Here is a 22,718-nt window from a genome sequence, read left to right as displayed (position 1 = left end):
CGGGGTTCAGCGGATCCTGCGGCTTCCGGGGATCTGTCGGGGCCTGTGTCGGCACCGGGTTCTGTGGGTTCACCGGTCGAGGATCACCCGCGCGGGGCGCGTCGCGCTTCCGATAAATTGCCGGGTGATGCAGGAAATCCGCCACACCCCGAGGGCCGCGACCAGCGTCCGCGAGCTCGACACCGGCGTCGGGATCGACCCGCACCGGCACGACGACCACCAGATCGCCTACGCCGGTTCCGGGGTGCTGTCCATCACCACCGACGCCGGCACCTGGGTGGCCCCCGCGACCCGGGCGCTGTGGATCCCCGCCGGGACCGTGCACGAGCACCGCGGGTACGGCCGCACCGACCTGCACTCCGTCGGCCTGCCCGTCCACCTCAACCCGCTGTCCCTGGACGCGCCGGCGGTGCTCGCCGTCGGACCGCTGCTGCGGGAGCTGATCCTCGCCTACACCCGGGAGCCCGAGGACGAAAGCCCGCAGCGGCGCCGGCTGCTCGGGGTGCTGCTCGACCAGCTGAAGGCCTCGCCGCTCCAGCCCCTGCACCTGCCCGCGCCCACGGACCCCCGGCTGGTGGCGGTGTGCGCGCTGCTGTACGCGGACCCGGCCGATCCGCGGGGGCTGGCGGCGCTGGCCGCGCGGGCGGGCGCGGGGGCCGGCGAGCGGACCCTGAGCCGGCTGTTCCGCGCCGAGCTCGGCATGACGTTCCCCCAGTGGCGCACCCAGCTGCGGCTGCACCAGGCGCTGCGGCTGCTGGCCGTGGGCACCCCGGTGACGGCGGTGGCGCACCGCTGCGGATGGTCGTCCGCGAGCGCGTTCATCGACGTCTTCCGGCGGGCGTTCGGACACACCCCGGGCGCCCACCCCGGCGCGCACGCGGGCGGCCCTGACACCCCCTAGGCGCGGGTGTATTCGAGCTGTACCACGCCGCTGCCGAACGTACGGGTGCCTTCGAGGCGGAGCGGCACCACCCCGTCGGACGGCGGGAACAGCGGGGTGCCCCGGCCGATCCGCACCGGGTGCACGGTGATCAGGTACGCGTCGACCAGGTCCTGCCGGAGGAACGAGGCGGCGAGGTTCGCACCGCCCAGCGCCAGGTCACCGCCCGCGGCCGCCTTCAGCGCGGCGACCTCGGAGGGGACGACGTCCCGTACGACGGTGCTGTTCCAGCCGACGTCGGACTGCCGCAAGGTCCGCGAGTACACGTACTTCGGCATGTCCCGCCAGATGCCCGCGAACTCGGCCGTCGGCCCGTCGACCGAGGGGTCGGCATCGGCGGTCGGCCAGAACTCCGCCATCAGCTCGTACACCACGCGGCCGTGGAGGAAACCGCTCATGGCGCGGAGCTGGTCGTTGAAGTGCTGGTGCAGCTCGTCGTCGACGCGGTGCCAGTCGATCTGCCGCTCAGGTCCCTGGATGAAGCCGTCGAGGGACACCGACATCATCAGGATGATCTTTCCCATGCCCGCCCACGCTACATACTTGCCGGTGTGAAGACCGACGATCCCGTGAACGACACGGTCCTGTTCGCTGCCGACGGCCCCACGGCGGTGATCACGCTCAACCGCCCCAAGGCCCTCAACGCCCTCACCCACCCCATGGTGCTGCGGATCTCCGAGGCCCTGACGGCATGGGCGGGCGACCCCGCCGTCACCCGGGTGCTGATCCGGGGCGCCGGTGAGCGCGGACTGTGCGCGGGCGGCGACATCCGGGCCATACACGACGACGCGAAGGCCGCCGGCTCGGCCTCGGCGGACTTCTGGCGCGACGAGTACCGGCTCAACGCGCTGATCGCCCGCTACCCCAAGCCGTACGTGGCCCTCATGGACGGCATCGTGATGGGCGGCGGGGTCGGCGTCTCGGCCCACGGCAGCGTGCGGATCGTCACCGAACGCTCCCGCGTGGCCATGCCGGAAACGGGCATCGGCTTCGTCCCCGACGTCGGCGGCACCCACCTGCTCGGACGCGCCCCCGGGCAGCTCGGCACCCACCTCGCGCTGACGGGAGCCGCCGTGGGCGCGGCCGACGCGCTGCTCTGCGACCTCGCCGACCACTTCGTCCCGGCCGGCCGGCTGGCGGAACTCACCGCCGAGTTGCTCGCCGGAGCACCGCTGCGGGAGACGCTCGCGCGGCACACCGGCCGGCCCGCCCCCGGTGAACTGGCCGAGCGGCGGGGGTGGATCGACCGGTGCTACCGGGCCGACACCGTGGAGGAGATCGTGGAACGGCTGTTCGGCGAGGGCGACCCGGCGGCGAAGGAGGCCGCCGAGACGATCCTGGCCAAGTCCCCGACCTCGCTGAAGGTGACCCTGGCCGCCGTGCGCCGGGCACGCGAACTGGGGCCGCTGGAGCGGGTGCTGGTCCAGGAGTACCGGGTCTCCTGCAACGCGCTGCGCTCGCCGGACCTGGTGGAGGGGATCCGGGCCCAGGTCATCGACAAGGACCGCGCGCCCCGCTGGTCACCCGCCACCCTGCCCGAGGTCACCGGCGACGACGTGGCCCGGTTCTTCGCCCCGCTCGGGGAGGGCCGCGAACTGGACCTGTGACGAGCGCGGAAGGCCCGCCTAGCGGTAGCCGGTCGCGTCCGCCGGCAGGTCCGGGTCCTGGACCTCGACCATGTAGCGCCAGGCGTCCGGCCGGCTGCCGTCCAGGTCCGTGAAGCCGTAGACCCCGGCCAGCTGCCCGCTGGAGAGGGACTGCCCGTTCCAGCGCGACACGTCCGGGTCGGCGGCCAGCGCCGCGACCGCCCGGCCCACGTACGAGGGCGTCTCGGAGATGCCGAAGTGCGGGACCCTCTCCAGCGCGTCCCGCCAATTGGCCTCGGTCACCCCGAACGCGTCGAGCATCATCTCCGAGCGCAGCCAGCCCGGCGTCAGGGCCACGGCCGTCGCCCCGCGCGGACCCAGCTCGTGCCCGAGCGCGAACGCCATCCGCAGGACCGCCGACTTGGCGATGTCGTAGAAGAACGACACCCGGTAGCGGCTCGCGTTGTACTCCGCGGTGCCGTCCGTCATCTCCACGACCAGCCCGCCCGGCTCCCGCAGCAGCAGCGGCACCGCGAAGTGGCTGGTGATGGCATGGGTCTCCACCGCCAGCCGCATCAGCCGCAGCCCCTTGTCCAGGTCGTGCTCCCAGACCGTGCTGTCCCACTCGAAGAGCAGCTCGCCGCCCCAGATGTCGTTCACCAGGACGTCGAGCCGCCCGCGCTCCGCGTCGACGCGCCGCACCAGCGCCTCCACCTCGGCGGGCACCAGATGGTCGGCGGCCACCGCGATCCCGTGCCCGCCCGCCGCCGTGACCAGCTCGGCCGTCTCCTCGATCGTCTCCGGGCGGTCGTACTCCGACCGGCGCCCGCGCGTGCTGCGCCCCGATACGTACACGGTCGCGCCCCGCGCGCCGAGCTGGACCGCGATCCCGCGGCCGGCGCCCCGGGTCGCCCCGGCCACCAGGGCGACCTTGCCTTCGAGTGTCCGCTGTGGTTCCGCCATGCCCCGACGGTACGTCGCCCGCGTCCGTGGGGCGCGCGGGACTCAGAACCAGCTGACGGTGAGGGGGAAGGCGGCGTCGGCCGTGCTTCCTGTGGAGTCGGTGGCGGTGGCGGTCACCTGGAGGGTTCCGGTGGCCCAGGGTTTGCCGGTGATGCGGCCGGTGGCGGCGTCGACGCTCATGCCCCAGGGGAGTCCGGTGGCGGCGTAGCGGAGGGCGGGTTTGCCCCCGGTGGCGGTGAGCCGGATGACGCAGGACTGGTTGAACTTGCAGCTCTGCGGGCCGGGGTTGGCGAGCTTCAGATCCCCGGGAGTCGGCGTGGGTGTGGGTATCGGTGTCGGTGTCGGTGTGGTTCCGTCGGTGAACACCTCGCTGATCGGCTGGACGCCGGCCGCGTTGCCCGCGTGGCCGGTGCCGAACAGGTCCTCGAAGGTGCGCAGCAGATGGTGGTGGTTGAAGGCGGTCGCGTACCTGCCGGTCTTCACGTTCGCGCCGTAGAACACGGTGGCGATCTGATTGGAGCCGAGGTAGTTGTCCTCGTCCCACGTCAGGACCAGCAGGCTGTTGTTGGCCTTCGCCCACTGCGCGTACGCGTCGAGGTTGTTCCTCGTCCACGTGTCACCCGTGTTCACCGAGCAGGAGTGCATGTCGTTGCACTGGTTCGGGATCACGAACGACAGGTTCGCCAGCGCGGAGAAGTCGTTCTGGGGGAACTGCGCCCAGGTCTTCCCGGTGTTCAGCGGTACGTTCTTGAACGCGAACCAGGGATTGTGCTTCTGCGCGTACTGGCCGTTCGTACACGCCGTGGACCCCTCGGCCGGCAGGTCCTCGTTGTACGTCGCGAAGGTCTTGCCGGCCGCGATCAGCTCCTGCCCCAGGTTCGGCGCCGTCATCGACTGCGGGGTGTAGCAGCCGTCCCCGGTGATGCCCTGGGTGGCGCCGGAGAACAGGTTGAAGTAGTTCGGCTGGCTCGGATGGGTCAGCGCCTTCATGCCGGTCAGGCTCGCGCCGCCGTTCGCCAGCTGGTTGACGTACGGGGCGTTCGCGCTCCCGATGATCTCCCCGTACTGCTTGTTCTCGTAGACGACGACCACCACGTGGTCGTACGACGGCAGCCCTGCGGCGGCCGCCGTCCGCGGCGCGGCCGGACCGCCCTGCGCGGCCTGCGAGTCGGCGATGGTGAAGGCGCCCAGCAGGCCGAGCGCGCCGAGTGCGGCCACGAGCGCGGACCGGCGGGTCCTGCGCCTCGCGACAGCCGAAGGTGTTGCCATGAGCGGTCCCTCCCCGGGATCGGTGGGTCATTCCTCGCGCCGGGCCGCACCGGCCACGGCGATGTTCAGGAAGCGCGGTACGGGGCGCCCCCGGCCGCGGAACTCCTCCGCGACCGCGGCCCGCACCGCCGTCAGGCGTGCCGCGGGCAGCAGCACCAGCACGCTCCGCCCCGGCCGCCGCCCGGGCGGCCACGCGCTCAGCGCCCCGGCCCGGCGGGCGCACGCCACCGCCCGGGCCAGCTCCGCCGCCCGCTCCCCGGGGTCGCCCCGGACCGCGAGCAGCACCAGCCGGGACTGTGACGCGGCCGGGTCGAAGGGCACGTACCGCCGGCCCCCGGAGGTGGTCAGCAGCGCCTCACCGGGCCGGGCGAACAGCGCCGCCCGGCGCAGCGCGTCGTCCCCGTCCGGCAGCGCCCGCGCCAGCAGCCTGGCCAGCCGCTCGCGGTCCGGCTCCTCCTGCGCCCGGGTGTGTACGTCGGCCACCGCGAGCGCCACCGCGCAGTCGGCGGGCTCCGCCGTGGCCAGCCCGGCGGCCGCCGTGAGCGAGCCCTGGAGGTGCAGGTCGGTCCCGCCGGACCCGAACCCCGCCCGGGCCAGGGCCCGCAGCACGGCGTACGGCCGCACGGCCCAGGCCGGAGCGGCGGGCGCCGGCCCGGCCGGGGTCAGCGGGAGGTCGCAGCTGTCGGCGGGGTGGCCGAGCGAGCTCAGCCGCACCAGGCCGTCGCCGCGCGGCGCGGCGGCGGCCGCCACCGGCCAGCCCGCCGCCGCGACCAGCCCCGGGGAGCCCAGGTGGAAGGCGTACGGGGCGCTCCAGACGGCCGCCGGAGGCCGCTCGTGCGCGGCCTCCAGGGCGTAGGCGACGAGCCGGAACAGCGGGTCGGCGGTGGCCCGGCGGGCGAGCCCCGGAGCGCCGGCCCCGACGGGAACGGCCGTCATCACCGCTCCCCGGCGCGGGTGCGGCGGGCCAGCATCCGGTAGGCGTTCCCGCCGTCGGTGCGGCGGGCCGCGACCGTCCGCACCGCGTCGAGCGCCGCCGCACCGGCGAAGAGCGGCAGCGCCGCGGCCCGTACCGCCCGCGCGGCCGTCCGCTGCCGGGGCGTCGCCGGGGGAGCCCACGGGCGGTCCGGGTCCGGGGCCAGCCGGGTGGCGGTCAGGGCGACCGCGCCGACGAAGTCATTGCCCTGGTGGGCCGGGCCGTGCTCCTCGGCCAGCACGGTGAACCCCCGGTCGGCCAGCGCCTCGCGCAGGTTCGCCGCCGGGATCAGGTGCTGGTGCTGCGGCTGGAACCAGGGCAGCCAGGCCGGACCCAGCAGCCGGGCCATCCGCGACTCCGGGTCGGGCAGCTCGATGGCCAGGAGGCCGCCGGGGGCCAGGACGGCCGCGGCCGTGTCCAGCTCGGCCAGCGGATCCCGGGTGTGCTCCAGGTAGTGGTACATGCTGACCACCTCGTACCGGCCCGCCAGCTTGTCCGCGAACTCCGGGAACTGGCCCTGGAAGCCGGCCTCGACCCAGCCGCGCCGTTCGGCCCCGCGGACCCCGTCGCCCATGTCCAGGCCGTCGAAGCGGGTCCGCGGCCACACGGCCCGCGCCGCGTTGCAGAAGTGGCCGTGCCCGGTGCCGACGTCCAGCCAGGAGTCGGGGCCCGAGACGCGCGTGTGCGGCCCGAGCATCTCGGCGCGGGCCCGGTACGCGGCGCCGAGCCGCCCGAAGACGGTCCCCGCGCCCTCGCCGCCGCGCCCGTCGTAGAAGTCCCGGTAGTAGAAGTCCAGCCCCTCCGGCGTCAGCCGCGGATTCTGGAAGACGTGGCCGCAGTCCCCGCACCGCTCCAGGGTGAACCGGCCCGGCTTGCCCTGGAGCAGGTCCGGCACCCGGAGGCGGACCGTGAGCCGCGTCGAACCGCACCAGGGGCAGTCCTGGCGGCGCGGTTCGAGGAACCGGTCCGTCCCGGCGGCCAGTTCGGCCCGGTAGGCGGTGGCCCGCGCCGCGTCCTCCTCCTCGGGGCGATCCGCCGTACGGGCGCTCGCGGCGGCCGTCACCGCGGCGGCGCGCAGGGAGCGCACCGGCCGGGCGGCGGTCGCCCCGGCCAGATCCGCCGGGCGCAGCGCACTGCCCGGCCCGCCCAGCGCCAGATACGGCTGTAGCCAGTACAGGCCGGCCGCGGCCGCGCCCCACCGGCCCTGGCGGGCGGCGACCCCGGCCAGCAGCGCGAGCCCGCCGAGCTGTGCGGCGGCCAGCGCCCCCGGCGGCAGCCCCTGCGCCCGCATTTCGGCGACCCGCGCCGGCCCGGTCGGCTCGGCGGGGTGGCCCGCGCTGAGCCCCGGCGCGACGGCCAGGCCCGTCGCGCCGGCCGCGTACTCCTTCAAACGCCGCACCAGGGCGAGGAGTTCCGCCGGCTCGGGCCGCGGTCCGCCGCCCGGCTCCGCCCCGCCCGGCTCCGCCCCGCCCGGCTCCAGCCCGGCGCGGGCCAGTACCTCCTCGGCGACGAGCACCGCGTACCCGGCCCCGCGGCCCTCGCCCAGCCGGTCCTCCCGGTACCCGGCCGGGTCCACCAGCCGCAGCAGCCCCAGCAGCCGCTCGGCCGCGAGGTCCCCGGGCAGCAGGTCCAGCACCCGCAGGCCCTCCCGCTCGGCGTGCGCGCAGGCGGCCAGGAAGGTCCCCGCGTCCGCCTCGACCCCGCGCGCGGTCAGCAGCCGCCACCCGGCGGCGCGCGGCAGCCCGGCCGAACCGGGCGGGGTCGCCGGCAGCACCGGGATCGCCCGCACCCGGCGGCGGGCGCGTACCGTACCCGCGCCGAGCGCGGCCAGCAGCAGCGCGGAGGTCCACCGGACCCCGTGGAAAGCGGGAGGTGTCATAGCAGCTTCTCCAACCGGTCGGCCGCGGCGGCGGTCCCGCCCGCCGCGGCGAAGGAGGCCTGGATCCGCCGGGCGGCCCGGCGGGGGCCGGGGTCGTCCAGCACGGCCGTGAGCGCGTCACGCAATTCCTCGGCCCGGGGCCGGCCGAACCGCACCCGGACCCCGGCCCCCGCCTCGACGACCTGCCGCGCCACGATCGGCTGGTCGTCCCGGATCGGGGCGACCACCAGCGGCAGCCCGTGCGCGAGCGCCTCGCACACGGTGTTGTGGCCGCCGTGGCAGACCACCGCGTCCAGGTGCGGCAGCAGCTCCAGCTGCGGCACGCCGTCCTGGACCAGTACGTTCGCGGGCACCGCCCCGATCAGCGCGGCGGGCGCCACCAGTACCAGCTGGACGTCCCGGCCCAGGTGTCCGGCCGCCTCCAGCACCGCGCCGTAGAACCGGTCGCCGGCCTCCTGGTTGAGCGTGCCCAGGGACACCAGGACCCGGCGCCGGTCCGGGTCCAGCCGGTGCCAGGGGAACACCGGCGCCGCCGGGCGGGCCCCGAAGGCGGGGCCGACGAACGCGTAGTGCGCCGGGAACCGGTCGGCCGCGCCCACGAGTTCGGGCGTGGAGAACACCAGCACCAGCCGCTCCGAGAACCGCGGGTCCCAGCCGGACGCGTCCTCGCCGCACGCGGCGAGCAGCCCGGCGATCTGCCCCTCGACCCACTCGCCGACCTTCGGGAAGTCCGCGAAGGGCCGGGTCAGTTCGGCGGAGGTGGTGGCCGAGGTGGCCCAGGGGATCCCGAGCCGCCGCGCGACCAGCGGCCCGGCCAGGGCCTGCTGGTCGGCGACCACGAGATCGGGCGCGAAGGCGCGGACCGCGTCCGTCACCCCGGGCGTCATCGCCCGCGCCAGCGGCACCAGCGCCTCCTCCCACAGGAACCGCAGCGCGCCGACCCCGCGCAGATCGCGCCAGCGCGCGTGCAGCGCCTCGTACGCGCCGCCCGCCTCCTCGCCGGCCGGCAGGATCCGGGCGGGCGCGGGAAGCAGCCGCGCCAGCGCCCCGGCCGGCCCGCACCAGGCCACCTCGTGGCCCCGGGAGGCCAGTTCGGCCCCCACGGCCACCGTCGGATTGACGTGCCCCGCCAGCGGCGGGACCGTGAACAGGACCCTCATCGGACCAGCGCCCCCGTCCCCGTTCCCGCCGCGGCGGCCGTCGCTTCGAGGTGGGCGAGCACGGATTTCCGTAGCACGCCGCTGCTCTCCTTCAGGACGTCGTGGCCCAGGCCCGGCAGGATCTCGATCGTGGCGTACGGGGCGTGCCGGGCCAGTTCCCTCGCCTCCGGCACCAGTTCGGAGTGCTCGCCGCACACGATCAGCGCCGGGCAGGAGAGCCGGGCGTAGTCCGCCGGGGTGAAGGGGAGGCTCGCGGCCATGTCGTCGATCAGGCTGGTCCGGTTCAGCAGGTCGTCGGCGATCGCGGTGAGGTTCGCCGCCTTGCGCAGCCGCAGGGAGAGCAGCTCGGCCGGAACCGGGCTGTCCTCCAGGCTGAGCGCGGCCGCCGAGAGGGTGTCGACCATGTTCTCCACCCAGGCGCCGCCCAGCGGCGGTTCGAGCAGGGTGAGCCCGGCGACCAGGTCCGGGCGGGCGAGGGCGGTGTGCAGGGCGAGGGTGCCGCCGTGGCTGTTGCCGACCAGGTGGACGCGGCGGTGGCCCAGGCCGAGCGCGCCGAGCAGCGACACGAGGTCGCGCACGGCGGCGGCGCTGTCGTAGCCGGTGGCGGGGCGTTCGGAGCGGCCGTGGCCGCGGAGGTCGTAGAGGACGACCTCGTGCCCGGCGCGGGCCGCGGGCAGGGCGAGGGGGCAGTAGAAGGAGGACAGGTTGTCGACGACCAGGCCGTGCAGGAAGACCACCACGGGCCGGCCGGGACCCGAGGCCGCCGCGGCGGTGGCCGGGAGCCGCTGCACGTGGAAGCGCAGCGCGTTGGCGAGGACGAACGCCATGGCCGTCAGCCCGCCGGGGTCGGGGTCGGGAACGGGGCGGCGGGGGCCGCCGGGGCTGCCGGGGCGCTCGCCGAGGCGGCCCGGGCGAGGGAGGCGTGCGTGACCCGGCCGATGTGCGTGACGAGCTCGCCGACCGACATGGCGAGGATCGCGTCCATGTCCTTCTCCGCGAGGAACCCCATCAGGTCCACGTCGGAGCCGTAGCGGTGGTGCAGCAACTCGGCGAGCGCGACGAACTCGATGCTCTCCAGGGCGAGGTCCTCGTTGAAGGTCGTCCGCATCGTGACCTCCTCCGAGAGGAGGAACTCGTCTCCGACGATCTCCACGAGCATGCCGGTGATCTCCGCGAGGATCGTGTCAGCGGTGGTGGTCATGGCTGGTCTCCATGAGGTGGGAGGGGACGGGGGAGGGCGCCGCCGGGTGAGCGGTCCAGGCGACGACGTGGTCCTCGGGCAGCGGCGCGGTGCGGACCGGGTACGAGGGCCCGCCGCGGCGGTCCGGCGACGCGACCCGGAGGCTGCCGGGGCCCGAGCCCGGGTCATCGGTGACCCGCCAGTCTCTGGGCCGCCCGCCGAGCCCCGTGCCGTGCGCCTTCGCGGCGGCCTCCTTGGCGCACCACAGGGCGGTGAGCGCGGCCGGCAGCCCCGTGGCGTCCCGGGCGGCCAGCTCCTCGGCGAGGCGGAGCTCGTCGGGCGTGAGCGCGACGCGGATCAGGGCGCCGGGATCGGCGGTGACCGGCTCCACGTCGATCCCGACGCGGCGGCCCGGGTGGACGATCGCGACCGCGAGCCGGTCCTTGTGGGCGATCGACAGCCGGACTCCGGCGGCCAGCGCGCCCCCGACGACGGGCCGGCCGGACGGATCGTTGCCGACCGGCACCTCCACCGGGAACACCGGCCCCGCGCCGCCGTCCCACAGGAGCTGCCGCAGCGCGTCCTTGGCGGCGATCCGGCCGAGCAGCCAGGGCGCGCGGGCGCGGGGCGCGAGCCGCTCGTACGCCGCGCGCTCGGCGGCGCCGAGGTAGCGGCGCATCACCAGCTCCTGCGAGGCGGGGTCCGTCCACCGGCGCCGGGCCAGGCACCAGCCGGCCGGCTGCGGTTCGCCGATCCCGCACACCTCCGGGGTGAACTTCATCGGCCAGACCCGCTCGTCGGCGCCGAACCGGCGGTACGTCCAGCCGTCGATCCGGGCCCACACCCTTCCGGCCGCGTCGCACAGCTCCAGATCGCCGCGCACGGTGACGTCACGGACCTCCCGGACCCGGGCGGTGACGGAGAGCAGGGCGTGCGGGGCGGGCGGGGGCCCGTGGAAGCGGATCCGGTCGACGGTGGCCGGGAAGACCAGCCGGTCCACGGGGAGCCGCAGCTGCATCCAGTGCCCGAAGAGCTGCCCGGCCGCGTCGAGGAGCGCGCCGGGGTCGGGGAGCGCGCGGATGACGCCCTCGATGCCGTCCGCGGCGACGGTCCGTACCTCGTGCACCCCGGCGAAGCGGGGGCCGTGGAACATCCACCGGTCGCGGTAGAGCGCGGCGGCGTTGACGGGGGCGGGGCCGGGGGCGGTCAGGGGCGTGCGGTCGGGTACGGGCGGGGCGTCGTACGGGCCGCCGAGCAGCACGACCACGGAGGCGTACTCCCCGAGCGTGACCCGGACCCGGCCGGGGCCGTCGTCGCGGGTGGCGACGGCGACGTCGACGGCCGGTTCGACGGGGAGCCAGCGCAGGGCGCGGACGTCGTCGTACCCGGTGACGGTGGCTGCGCCGGCCCCGGTGTGGCGGCGGGCCGCGTCGGCGGCGAGCTCCAGCATGGTCGTCATGGGCACGACCGGGAACCAGTCCGACTCCTCGGCCCACCCGTCGGGCTGCGCGTACACCCGGTGGTCCCGTACGCAGGGCAGGGTCCGGAGCGACAGTCGCAGCGAATGCCGCATCCCCGTGGCCCTCCCCGCACCTTCCGCGACGCCCCCGGGGGAACGGCCGGCCCCGTCGGGGCTCGCGGCGCCCCGGTTCAGGGGCGGAGCCTCAGGCGGTGGCGCGGCGGTCCAGGCTTCGGTGACGGTCCGCGCCGCCGCCCGGGTGTCGGCCAGAACCGCGTCCAGGGCGGACAACAGGACCGGCCGCCCCGGCCCCGGCCCCGGCCCCGGCCCCGGCCCGGGCCCGGGCCCAGGCCCAGGCCCAGCCTCAGGCACCGGCCCAGGCACCGGCCCGGCCCCAGGCACCGGCTCGGGCTGCGGCCCAGGCCAAGGCCCAGGCCCAGGTCCTGGCCCAGGCCTCGGCCCCGGCCCAGGCCTCGGCACCGGCTCGGGCTGCGGGTCTCGGCGCAGCGCGGCGCGCGCCGCCTCGGGCAGGCGGACCAACGGGGACCCGAGGTCCAGCGGCACGGCCCGGGAGCCGCCGGGCCGTGCCGCCGGGGCGCCGGCGGGCGTCGAGGGGACGGGCCGGGGGCCGCCGGGCGGCGGGGGAACGGCACTGGCACCGCCGGGCGTTGGGGGTGCGGCGGGCGTGGGCCGGGGCGTCGGAGCAGGTCCGGCGGGGTGCGGGGCGGACGGCTCCGGGGCCGCCGGGGGGCGAAGGCGGTCCCAGTCCGGGGCGTGGCCCTCGGACCAGAGGGCCGCGCAGGCGCGGCGCAAGGCGTCCAGGCCCGACAGGCGCGGCGAGGACGTGGACACCGCCAGGTGCGGGCGGCCCCGCAGGGTGTCCTCCACGAACCCCGGCAGGCTCCCCGGCCCCAGCGTCACGAAACTCCGCACGCCCGCGTCCTCGTACAGCCGCAGCGTCAGCTCCCGGAACCGGACCGGTTCCAGCAGGTGCCGCACCACCAGCTCCCGTACCTCCTCCGGAGCGGAGGGGAACTCCGCGCAGGTCGTCGCCGACCACACGGGCACGGCGCCCGGCCGCAGCGGCAGTCGTGCGAACGCCGCCCGGACCTGCCCCAGGTACGGCTCCCACATCGGCGTGTGGAACCCCGACCGGAACGGCAGCTCCTGCCCCAGGACCCCGTGCGAGCGCAACCGCTCCAGGACGGCCGAGACCCCGGCGGGGTCCCCGCACACCACCGACTGGTGCGGGCAGTTGTCGTGGCTGACGACCACCCCGTCCACCCCGCGCAGCGCCGCCCGGGCCCGCTCCGCCCCGCAGCCCAGCGCCGCGTACACGAGGTCGGGGACCTTCAGCGAACCGGGGCGCAGCGAGTCCAGGAAGGCGTCCGCCGCGTCCCGCGGGTACATCCCGCCGGCCACCATCGCCGCCCACTCGCCCAGGCTGTGCCCGGCCAGCACATCGGCCTCGATGCCCAGTTCCGGCAGGACCCGCGCGAAGAAGCGGCCCGTGGCGATCGCGTCGAGCGCCCGTTCCATCAGCTCGGGTCCGCGGCCGAGCCGGGGCCGCTCCCGCCCCAGCCGGTCCGCCACGTCGTCCAGGACCGGCGCGAACTCCGGCTCCAGACCCGGGAACAGGAACGCCGTGCGCCCGCCCAGCGGCTCCGGCACGAACCACACGTCACCGCGCCCGTGCCAGGCCCGCCCCCGCGCCACCGCCTTGGCCGCGAGCGCGAGCCGTCGCGGCGTCGGCCCGACCACCGCCAGCCGGCACGGCCCGTCGCCCGTGGACGCCGACCCGGCGGCCAGCAGTTCCGCCAGCTCCGCCGGACCGTCGGCCGCGAGCAGCAGTACGTCTTCCCGCGCGCCCGCCCCCACCACCGGCGCCCCGGCGCCGCCGGAACCCGGCGGCGGGAAGCGGCGTACCGGCGGGGCGGGCACGGCCGGGACCAAGGGGGCGACCGGGGCGGCGCGGCCGGGCGCCTCCTCCAGCACCGCGTGCGCGTTGATGCCGCCGAAGCCGAACGCGTTGACCCCCGCCCGGCGCGGCCCGGGCCCCCGCTCCCACGGCTCCGCCGCCGTCACGGGCCGCATCCGGGTACGGGCCAGCTCCGCGTGCGGTTCCTCCAGGTGCAGCGTCGGCGGCAGCACCCCCTCGTACACCGCGAGCGCGGCCTTGATCAGCCCGGCCATGCCGGAGGCCTGCATGGTGTGGCCGACCATCGACTTCACCGAGCCGAAGCCGATCCCCGGCCGCCCGGAGGGCTCGGGCGGGCCGAACACCTGCGCCAGGGTGTCCAGTTCGGCCGCGTCACCCACCGGGGTGCCCGTACCGTGCGCTTCCAGCAGGCCCAGCGCCCCGGGGGCGCGCGGATCCAGCCCGGCCTCCCGCCAGGCCCGCTCCAGCGCCTGCACCTGGCCGGCGACGAGCGGGCTCATCAGGCTCGCCGCCCGGCCGTCCCCGGCCACCCCGGTGCCGCGGATCACGGCGTAGATCCGGTCGCCGTCGCGTTCCGCGTCGGCCAGCCGCTTCAGCAGCACCACCCCGGTGCCCTCGGAGAGCAGGGTCCCGTCGGCCCGCCGGTCGAAGGGCCGGATCCGCTCGCTCGGACTCAGCGCCCGCAGCTGAGTGAACACGCTCCACAGCGTGGCGATGTGGCAGTGGTGCACGGCCCCCGCCACCACCGCGTCGCAGCGCCCCGCCGCCAGCAGCCCCACCGCCTGGTCGACGGCCAGCAGCGAGGAGGCGCAGGCCGCGTCCAGCGTGTAGGCGGGGCCGCGGAAGTCCAGCCGGTTCGCGGTCCGCGCGGCGGTGAAACTCGGCACCAGCCCGATCGAGGCGTCCGGCCGCTCCGGACCCAGCGCCTCCTGGAACGCGGACCGCACCTCCGCGATCCGCCGCTCGCCCAGCTCCGGTGCCACCTCGCGCAGCGTCTGCGCCAACTGGTGCGCCGTACGCACCCGTTGGTCCAGCCGGGCGGTGGCCACGCCCATGAACCCGCCGCGCCCCAGCACCACCCCGATCCGGGAGCGGTCGGCCGGCAGCCGGTCCTCGCCGCCCGCGTCGGCGATCGCCTCGGCCGTCGCGTGCAGGGCCAGCAACTGGTCCGGCTCGGCGCCCTCCGCGGCCGCCGGCATGATGCCGAACCGGGTCGGGTCGAAGGTGGCCAGACCGTCGACGAAGCCGCCGCGCCGGCAGTAGAACCGGTCGCCCCGCGCCGGCCCGGCGGCGCCGGCCGGCTCGTAGTACACCTCGGGATCCCAGCGCCCGGGCGGCACCTCGCCGATGCAGTCGGTCCCGGCGAGCAGGTTGCGCCGGTACGCGGCCAGGTCGGCGGCGCCGGGGAACACCGCGCCCATCCCGACGATCGCGGCATCGCCCGGCCGGGGGCCGCGCCGCCGCCGCTCACTCATCGCCGGGGCCGTCCTGCGCCATCAGGACCACCTGTACGTCGGTCCCGTGCGCGAGTTCCGCGAGGAACGCGGCCGTACCGGCCCCCGGCTCGATCAGCGGGACACCGCGCCGGGCGTACTCCCGCTCCAGTTCGGGGGTGACCATCCCGCCCGCCTCCGCCGCCCAGGGGCCCCAGTCGACGGACAGCACCCGGCCCGGGAAGGAATCCGCCCAGGCGAGGGCGAGGCCGTCGAGGGCGTCGTTGGCGGCGGCGTAGTCGGTCTGCCCCCGGTTGCCGTAGACCCCGGCGACGCTGCCGAACAGGGCCAGGAAGGCGGGGGCGGGGGTGTCGCCGTGCTCGGCGGCGGCCGCCGCGAGGTGGCGGGCGCCGGTCACCTTGGTGGTGAACACCTCGGCGAACGCGGCCGGTTCCTTGTCGCGCAGCAGCGCGTCGCGCAGGGTCCCGGCGCCGTGCACGATGCCGTCGAGCCGGCCGTGCCGGGCCCGTACGTCGGCCACGACGGCCCGTACGGCCCGCTCGTCGGTGACGTCGGCGCGGTGGTAGCGGACGGAGGCGGCGGCGCCCGCGAGGGCCGCCAGGGTGGCCCGTACCTCCCGCTCGGCGAGCACCCGGCGGGCGGCCGCCTCGATCTCGGCCGGGGTGCGCAGCCCGGCCGCGATGAGCGCGGCGCGCAGCGCGACCAGGTCCCGAGCCTGCGCGAACGCGTCCTCGCCGGGGGCCGGTTCGGGCGTACGGCCGATCAGCTCGACGTGGCAGCCGGTGGCCCGGGCCAGGGCGAGCGCGGCCTGGGCGGTGATGCCGCGGGCGCCGCCGGTGAGCAGGACCACGGAGCCGGGGCCGAGGGGCGGTCCGCCGGGGCCGTCCCGCAAGGGCGCGGGCACCGGCCGGCGCGTGACCCGGGTCCCCTCGGACGTGTACCCCACGGAGGCGAGCCCTTCCCCGGCGTCCGAGCCCAGCTCCGCGATCAGCCGCAGCGCGGTCTGCCGGGGGTCCTCCTTGGGGTCGACGTCCACGGCGCGCACGAGGGCGGCGGGAAACTCCAGGGCGGCGCTGCGGGCGAAGCCGTGCAGGCCGGTGCCGCCGGGGGCGGAGACGAGGAGCAGCCGGGGCACGCCGCCGACGAGGGCGCGCTTCAGCCCGGGGAACGCGGCGGGCAGGACGGCCTCGTGGCCGGCCCGGAGCGCGGAGAGGTCGACGAGCCCGTCGAGCGGGCCGGTGACGCCGCCCTGCCCGGCCACCGGGACCACCTCGGCCCCGTGCTCCCGCAGGGCCCCGCCGAGTGCGAGGGCGACGCCCTGACCGTCCTCGACGACCCCGATCCGCAGCCCCCGCAGACCCTCGCCGTCCCCGTCGGCCCGCCCGATCGGGACGGCGTCCACCCGCCACCGCCGGACGGCCGCGGCCGCACCGGCCGGGCCGGTCGCGCTTGCTGCACGGGTCGCGTCGGCCGCACGGGCCACGCTGGCCATGCCGGCCGCGTCGGCGGCACCGGTCGCGCCTGCCGCACCGGTCGCACCGGTCGCGCCTGCCGCACCGGTCGCGTCGGCCGCACTGGCCGCACGGGCCGCACGGGCCGCACGGGCCGCACGGGCCGCACGGGCCGCACGGGCCGCACGGGCCGCACGGGCCGCACGGGCCGCGTCGGCCGCACCGGCCGCGTCGGCTGCGCCAGCCGAAGCGGCCGGGTGTGCGGCTTCGGGAGCCGTGAGGGCATCGGCGTCGGCGGTGGTGGTGTGGGTGGTGACCCAGTCGACGACGCCCCGCAGGGTTTTGATGCGGGACAGTTCCTCGACGGCCGACTCGGCCGATCCGGCGGCGTCCCGGGGGAGCCCGATCCGGTCGGCCAGCGCGCCGATGATCTCGACCCGCTTGATGGAGTCGATGGACAGGTCGGCCTCCAGGTCCAGCTCGGGATCGAGCATGTCCAACGGGTAGCCGGTCCGGGTGTGGACGATCTCCAGCACCACCTCCATCACCTCCTCGGCCGACGCCGGCCCGGTCGGCCCGGCCGGCCCGGCCGACGTAGCGGCGGTCCGCTCCGCGTCGTCCGAGGGGGGAGCGGCCTCGCCCCAGAGCCCTGGTGCGGCGAGGGCTACGGGTGCGGCTGCGGCCAGGGGTGCGGGTGCGGTGCCCGGGGTGACCGGCGGGGGGACCAGGGCGGCCGGGCTCCACCCGTTGACCTGCGCCGGGGGCACCGGGTGGTGCGGCGCGGCCGGCGCGGCCGGGGCCGCGCCCAGGTAGCGCAGCAGCACGTCCCGTTGCGCCTCCACCAGCGCCCGCGAGCCCCGCAGGTACTCCAGCACCGCCTCCTCCCGCCGATCGCCGCCCGGCGCGGCCGGGGCGGGCTGGGGCAGGGCTCCGTATGGCATTCCGTTGGCCTCCGCGTGGGGAGAGGATCCGGGCGGCGTCATCCCGTGGGGCTCCGATCGGGTGGTGGGGGTCGACGGGGCCGGGGCGGGGTGCGCCCCGGGGGGAGCCGCCGGGGCGGACACCCGGCGGGCGGGCCGGAGACCGCCCGGGACCGGGGCGCCGGCCGCGTCGCGGACCAGGTGGCCGTCCACCAGCCAGCCCGGGCGGCGCGGGGCGCGGTCGGGCAGGGGGGCCGTCCGGCCGCGGAACAGGGCCTCCGGGGCGATCGGCACGCCCGCCGCGACGAGTTCGGCCAGCGCGGTGACCAGCCGGACCAGGCCGTGCGTGCCCGGCACGTCCAGCGGCACCACCGAGTGCGGCCGGTCGCCGAGGACGCGGGACACGAGCCCCGACAGCACCCGCCCGGGCCCCGCTTCCACGAACGTGCGGACGCCGGCCGCGTACATGGCCTCCACCTGCTCCACGAACCGGACCGGCCGTGCGAGCTGCCCGGCAAGGGTTTCCCGTACGGCACCGGCCCCGGCCGGATACGGCTCGGCCGTGGTGTTCGACCAGACCGGGACGGTGGCCCCGGCCACCGCCGTCCCGGCCAGCTCCTCGGCGAGCGCGGCCGTCGCCCCCGCCACCACCGGGCTGTGGAACGCGCAGGCCACCGGCAGGGGTTCGGCGGAGAGCCCGGCCGCCCGCAGACCGGCCACCGCCGCGGCCACCGCCTCCGTCGGCCCCGAGATCACGCACTGCCGTGGCGCGTTGTGGTTCGCCACCACGCATCCGGCCCGCTCCGCGATCTCCCGGACCTCCTCCGGCGCGGCCGACACCGCCGCCATCGACCCCGGATCCGCCCCGGCCGCCGCCACGATGGCCTCGGCCCGGCGGGCGCTCAGCCGCAGCAGGTCCGGAGTGCCGTAGACCCCGGCCGCCCACAGCGCAGTGAGCTCCCCGTACGAGTGCCCCGCCACGCAGTCCGGGCGGACCCCGAGCCGCTCCAGCAGCCGGTGCGCGGCCGCCCCCGCCAGCCCGAGGGCCGGCTGGGCCACACGGGTGTCGGTGACCGCCGCCCGCTGCGCGGCCCGCGCCCCGGCCGAGAACGCCCCCGGCGGGAACACCGCCGAGACCACCGGCGCCGGCGCCTCGTCCAGCAGCTCCCGCAGCGCGGGGAACGCCGTGAACAACTCGCCCAGCATGCCGACCCGTTGACTGCCCTGCCCGGGGAACAGGAACGCCACCCGGCCGGGGTCCGCCGTTTCCTCCCGTACGTGGACCCCCTCGCCCGCCGAGAACGCCCGGGCCCGCTCCAGCCGGGCCGCCAGCTCGTCCAGACCGGCGGCCACGACCGCCACCCGTACCGGCCCGGTCCCGGCGGCGGCCGCCGTCTCCGCCGCCAGGTCCCGCAGCGCCCACGGCCGCCCGGCCGTGTCGTTCTGCTCCAGCCGGGCCGCCAGCCGCGCCATCGCCCGGCCCGCCGCCCGCCGGTCCTCGCCCCGGAAGCAGAACAGCTCGGCCGGCCACTCCTCCCGGCCGTGCCGGGGCTCCGCCGCGCCCCCGTAACCGGCCAGCACGGCGTGGTAGTTGGTGCCGCCGAAGCCGAAGGCGCTCACGCCCGCGATCCGCCGCGCGGCCGGCGCCGTCCAGGGGCGGGCCTCGGTGACGAAGGCGAAGGGGCTGCTGTCCTCGTGCCAGGCCGGGTTCGGGGTGTCGATGTGCAGGGTCGGCGGCCGCACCCCGGCGTGCACCGCCCGGGCCGCCTTGATCAGCCCGGCCAGCCCGGCGGCGCACTTGGTGTGTCCGAGCTGCGATTTCACCGACCCCAGCGCGCAGGAGCCGACGGACGCCCCGGAGGCGGTGAACAGCTCGCTCAGCACGGCCAGTTCGGTGCTGTCGCCGACCACGGTGCCGGTGCCGTGCGCCTCGACCAGCCCCACCTCGGCGGGGGAGACGCCGGCCCGCGCGTAGGCCCGTTCCAGCGCCCGCCGCTGCCCCTCCGGCCGGGGCGCCGTCAGCCCCAGCGCCCGGCCGTCGCTCGACGCGCCGACCGCCTTGACCACGGCGTACACCCGGTCGCCGTCCCGCTCGGCGTCCGCGAGCCGCTTCAGCACCAGCGCGCCCACGCCCTCGCCGAGCGCGATGCCGTCGGCCTCGGCGTCGAAGGGCCGGCAGCGCCCGGTGGGCGACAGGGCGTGCACCGAGGCGAACAGCAGGTAGTCGTTGATCCCGTTGTGGACGTCGGCGCCCCCGCACAGCACCATGTCGCTGTCGCCGTCGCGCAGTTGGCGGCAGGCCAGGTCCAGGGCCGCGAGCGAGGAGGCGCAGGCCGCGTCGACCGTGCAGTTCGCGCCGCCGAGGTCCAGCCGGTTGGCGACCCGGCCCGCGATCACATTGGCGAGGACGCCGGGGAAGGAGTCCTCGGTGAGCCGCGGCAGCTGCTCGTCCAGGTCGCGCGGGAGGTCGCCCAGGTAGCCGGGGTGCAGCGCCCGCAGCCCGTACGCGCCGGCCAGCTCGGTACCGGCCTCCGCGCCGAAGACCACCGACGTACGGGTGCGGTCGAACGCCCGGTCCTTGCCGTATCCGGCGTCCGCGAGGGCCCGCGCCGAGATCTCCAGGGCCAGCAGCTGCACCGGCTCGATGCCGGCCAGGGAGGCGGGCGGGATGCCGTGCGCGAGGGCGTCGAAGGGCATCGGGTCGAGGAACCCGCCCCACCGGGACGGGGTGCGCTCGCCGGCCCGCGCCGGGTCGGGGTCGTAGTACAGCGCGGGGTCCCACCGCTCGGCCGGCACCTCGGTCACCGCGTCCGTCCCGGCCAGGATCCGCGCCCAGTACGCGGCGAGGTCGGGGGCGCCCGGGTAGGCACAGGCCATCCCGACGACCGCGATGTCGTACGGGCCGGCCGCCGCGTCCTCGGCGGGGGCCGGGCGCGGGAGTTCCCGGGCGCGCCGGTCGAGCAGCTCCGTGGCGCCCCCGGTCACCTCGGCGTGCAGGGTCTCGATCGTCGTGGTCCCCGTCCGCAGGGTGGCGGCCTGCCCGAGCATGAACAGCCCGTCGGCGTACTGCTGTTCGGCGTCCACCGGATCCAGCGAGCCCGACGCGCCCCTGCGCAGCCCCTTGCTGGCGATCCGCAACCGCCCCAGGTTGAGCCGCTCCAGCTCCTCCCACATCTCGCGCGGCTCGGTCCCGCTCGTCGTGAGCCGCTCCCGGGTGGCCTCGAACGTGGTGGCGTACGGGGTGGCCGCGCACCGGGTGGCATGCCCCGGCGCGGTGCGCAGCAGGACGGTGTCCGCGCAGTCCACCGCGGCCCGCTGGAAGCCGGGCAGGACCGCGCCGGCCGCGACCGCCTCCTCGGTGAACAGGTAGGCCGTGCCCATCAGCACGCCGATCCGGGCGCCCCGCCCGGCCAGCGGGGCGGCGGCCGCCACCGCCATGGCGGCCGAGCGCGCGTCATGGATGCCCCCGGCGAACAGCACGTCCAGCGCGGCCGGTTCGGGGCAGGCCAGCAGCCGCTCGATCTGCTCCTCCCACAGCGGGAACGAGGCGCGCGGCCCGACGTGGCCGCCGCACTCCAGCCCCTCGAACACGAACCGCCGCGCCCCTTCGGCGAGGTAGCGCTCCAGCAGCCCCGGCGAGGGCACGTGCAGGTGGGTCAGGGTCCCGGCCGCCTCCAGCGGCGCCGCCTGCGCGGGGGTGCCGCCGGCGATGATCGCGTACGGCGGCCGCACCTCGGCGACGGCCGCGAGCTGCTCGCGGCGCAGCTCGGGCGGGGCGAAGCCGAGCAGGCCCACGCCCCAGGGGCGCTCCCCGAGCCGCTCCGCCGTCTCGGCCAGCAGTCTTCGGACCTCCGGCCCCGTCATCACCGCGAGCGCCAGGTACGGGACCCCGCCCGCGGCGGCGACGGCCTCGGCGAAGGCGGCCTGGTCGCTGACGCGGGTCATCGGCCCCTGGGCGACGGGGCGCGGGCGGGTGAGCGGGCGGGCCCGGGCCGCCGCCTCCAGGTGTCCGGTGATGGCGTCCCGTACGGCCTGGAGCACCCCGCCCGCCGTGCGGTGGCGGTCGGCCAGCCGGGCCGCCGAGGCCCCGTCCTGCCCGACGGGCAGCAGCTGGGCCCGCAGGTCCCGGGCGCCGAGCAGGGCCGCGGCGGGGCCACGCGGCGGGGTCAGGTCGGGCCGGGCGTACACCCGGTGGCCGTCGACGAGCCGGGTCTCGGAGCCGTCCATCGCCCGTAGCGCCGCCGCCACTTCGGCCGGCAGGCCCGCCTCTCCCTCGGCGGTCAGGGCCAGTTGTACGTCGAGCAGCACCCCGGCCGCGCCGCCCGCGACGGCCGCGGCCGCCGTGTGCGGCCCGATGCCGCCGCAGGCCAGTACGGGGATCCGCAGGTCGGGGGCGGCGAGGAGCTGCTGGAGGAGGACGAAGGTGGTGGCCCCGCCCACCCGGCCCCCGGCCTCGTGCCCTTTGGCGACGACCGCCCCGGCCCCGGCGGCCCGCGCCGCGAGGGCCTCCGCGAGGGCGGTGGCCTCGGCCCAGACCCGGGGCCGCCCGGCGGCGCCCGCCCAGGCGGCGACCCGCTCGGGGGTGTGCTCGGCCGGGTGGGCCAGCAGCACCGTGTCCACCTCGGCCGGCAGGTCGGCCGGCCCGAGCGGACAGCCCCACGGCACCCGCACCCCGTACCGGCGGCCCGCGCCGAGCCGCCGGGCGAGTTCGGCGAAGGCGGCCCGGGCGGCGGCGGGATCCCGGCCCAGGTCGAGCAGCCCGAGGGCGCCCGCCCGTTCGGCGGCGGTCACGATCCGTGGCTGCGGCTCTTCGAACGGGCTGACCGCGACGACGAGGTCGCGGGTGGGGGCGGATCGCGGGGGCTGGGGGGTCACGGGCGCTCCTCTGAGTAGGTGCTGTGTGACATGTCGCGGCGGACGACACACCCCGGGCGGACCGGGGCCGTACGAGGACTGCGGAGAGTGCGCGGGGCGGGAGCCCCCGCGTACCCGCGGTACGGGTGCCTGCGGTACGGGTGCCTGCGGTGCGGTGCGGGTGCCTGCGGTGCGGTGCCTGCGGTACCTGCGGTGCTTCGGCCGTGCGGTGCGGGGCCAGCGGTGCGGTGCGGTGCCTGCCGTGCCTGCGGCTGTGCGGTGCCTGCGGTGCGGTGCGGTGCCTGCCGTGCCTGCGGCTGCGCGGTGCTCGGGCTGCGTGGCGTCCGGGCGGGACCCGCTCGCGTCCGGCCCGCCGTGGACGCGGCCGGTTGAACGGTGGTCAACTTCCCTGGCGCCGGGATGCATCGTGCGGTGACCTTCCCGCAGTGTCAACGGCCATGCGGAGGAAGGCATTTCGCGCAAGGCGTCTTCCCGCCGGACCGCGCGCACCCCCCGCCGAGGCGGTGGCCTGCGGCGATGGTGCCCGCGCGGGCCGGCCCCGGCGGACGGGCCGGCGTACCGTACGGGCACGGGGTCATGCCGGACCGGCATGCCTCGGCGGCCTCCGGGTATGAACTCGGGGCGCCGGTCGGACGTTTGTTCACCGCATGGCCCTTACAGGTACGGCAGG

Annotated in this window: 12 protein-coding genes; 2 read left to right on the top strand and 10 right to left on the bottom strand. The window is 77.2% G+C overall.

What is annotated here, in order from left to right; translation table 11 throughout:
• The first annotated feature begins 127 nt into the window (after window positions 1–127).
• A complete protein-coding gene (locus tag EES41_RS07375) occupies window positions 128–901 on the top strand; it encodes a helix-turn-helix transcriptional regulator (protein ID WP_123076689.1) in 774 nt (257 codons plus the stop codon).
• Here the strand turns inward: EES41_RS07375 and EES41_RS07370 are convergent.
• A complete protein-coding gene (locus EES41_RS07370) occupies window positions 898–1,464 on the bottom strand; it encodes a dihydrofolate reductase family protein (RefSeq protein ID WP_123076687.1) in 567 nt (188 codons plus the stop codon). The two genes, EES41_RS07375 and EES41_RS07370, sit on opposite strands and share 4 nt — an antisense overlap.
• Window positions 1,465–1,491: 27 nt before the next feature.
• On the opposite strand from EES41_RS07370, the gene EES41_RS07365 reads away from it, so the two are divergent.
• Window positions 1,492–2,547 (top strand): enoyl-CoA hydratase/isomerase family protein, encoded by a 1,056-nt coding sequence (locus EES41_RS07365; RefSeq protein ID WP_254211369.1) that lies wholly within the window; start codon window positions 1,492–1,494, stop codon window positions 2,545–2,547.
• Between the two features lie 18 nt (window positions 2,548–2,565).
• Here EES41_RS07365 and EES41_RS07360 read toward each other — a convergent pair whose 3' ends face one another.
• The 9 genes from EES41_RS07360 to EES41_RS07320 are packed head-to-tail and all read right to left on the bottom strand — an operon-like array spanning window position 2,566 to window position 22,048.
• Window positions 2,566–3,489 (bottom strand): SDR family oxidoreductase, encoded by a 924-nt coding sequence (locus EES41_RS07360; protein ID WP_123076685.1) that lies wholly within the window; start codon window positions 3,487–3,489, stop codon window positions 2,566–2,568.
• Between the two features lie 42 nt (window positions 3,490–3,531).
• Entirely contained in the window at window positions 3,532–4,758 is a 1,227-nt protein-coding gene (locus tag EES41_RS07355) for an alkaline phosphatase family protein (protein ID WP_123076683.1), read from the bottom strand.
• Window positions 4,759–4,785: 27 nt separating this feature from the next.
• Complete coding sequence (locus tag EES41_RS07350) at window positions 4,786–5,694, bottom strand: galactokinase (protein WP_123076681.1); 909 nt, start codon at window positions 5,692–5,694, stop codon at window positions 4,786–4,788.
• The gene (locus EES41_RS07345) at window positions 5,694–7,610 is read right to left on the bottom strand and encodes a class I SAM-dependent methyltransferase (RefSeq protein ID WP_216827250.1); all 1,917 of its coding nucleotides are present in this window, start codon (window positions 7,608–7,610) and stop codon (window positions 5,694–5,696) included. The genes EES41_RS07350 and EES41_RS07345 overlap by 1 nt, the downstream gene beginning before the upstream one ends.
• Window positions 7,607–8,770, bottom strand: coding sequence for a glycosyltransferase (locus EES41_RS07340; protein WP_123076679.1), 1,164 nt, complete (start codon window positions 8,768–8,770; stop codon window positions 7,607–7,609). The genes EES41_RS07345 and EES41_RS07340 overlap by 4 nt, the downstream gene beginning before the upstream one ends.
• Window positions 8,767–9,597: an alpha/beta fold hydrolase gene (locus EES41_RS07335; RefSeq protein ID WP_123076677.1), complete on the bottom strand. Its 831-nt coding sequence runs from the start codon at window positions 9,595–9,597 to the stop codon at window positions 8,767–8,769. Before EES41_RS07335 ends, EES41_RS07340 begins: the two co-directional genes overlap by 4 nt.
• A 5-nt stretch (window positions 9,598–9,602) precedes the next feature.
• The gene (locus EES41_RS07330) at window positions 9,603–9,971 is read right to left on the bottom strand and encodes an acyl carrier protein (RefSeq protein WP_254211368.1); all 369 of its coding nucleotides are present in this window, start codon (window positions 9,969–9,971) and stop codon (window positions 9,603–9,605) included.
• Window positions 9,955–14,823: a type I polyketide synthase gene (locus EES41_RS07325; protein ID WP_123076675.1), complete on the bottom strand. Its 4,869-nt coding sequence runs from the start codon at window positions 14,821–14,823 to the stop codon at window positions 9,955–9,957. Before EES41_RS07325 ends, EES41_RS07330 begins: the two co-directional genes overlap by 17 nt.
• The gene (locus EES41_RS07320; RefSeq protein WP_164495782.1) at window positions 14,816–22,048 is read right to left on the bottom strand and encodes a type I polyketide synthase; all 7,233 of its coding nucleotides are present in this window, start codon (window positions 22,046–22,048) and stop codon (window positions 14,816–14,818) included. Before EES41_RS07320 ends, EES41_RS07325 begins: the two co-directional genes overlap by 8 nt.
• Window positions 22,049–22,718 lie beyond the last annotated feature (670 nt).

Origin of the sequence: Streptomyces sp. ADI95-16, assembly GCF_003721495.1 — a bacterium.
GTDB classification, from domain to species: Bacteria; Actinomycetota; Actinomycetes; order Streptomycetales; family Streptomycetaceae; genus Streptomyces; species Streptomyces goshikiensis.
This window is presented reverse-complemented; position numbering and strand designations above follow the sequence as displayed.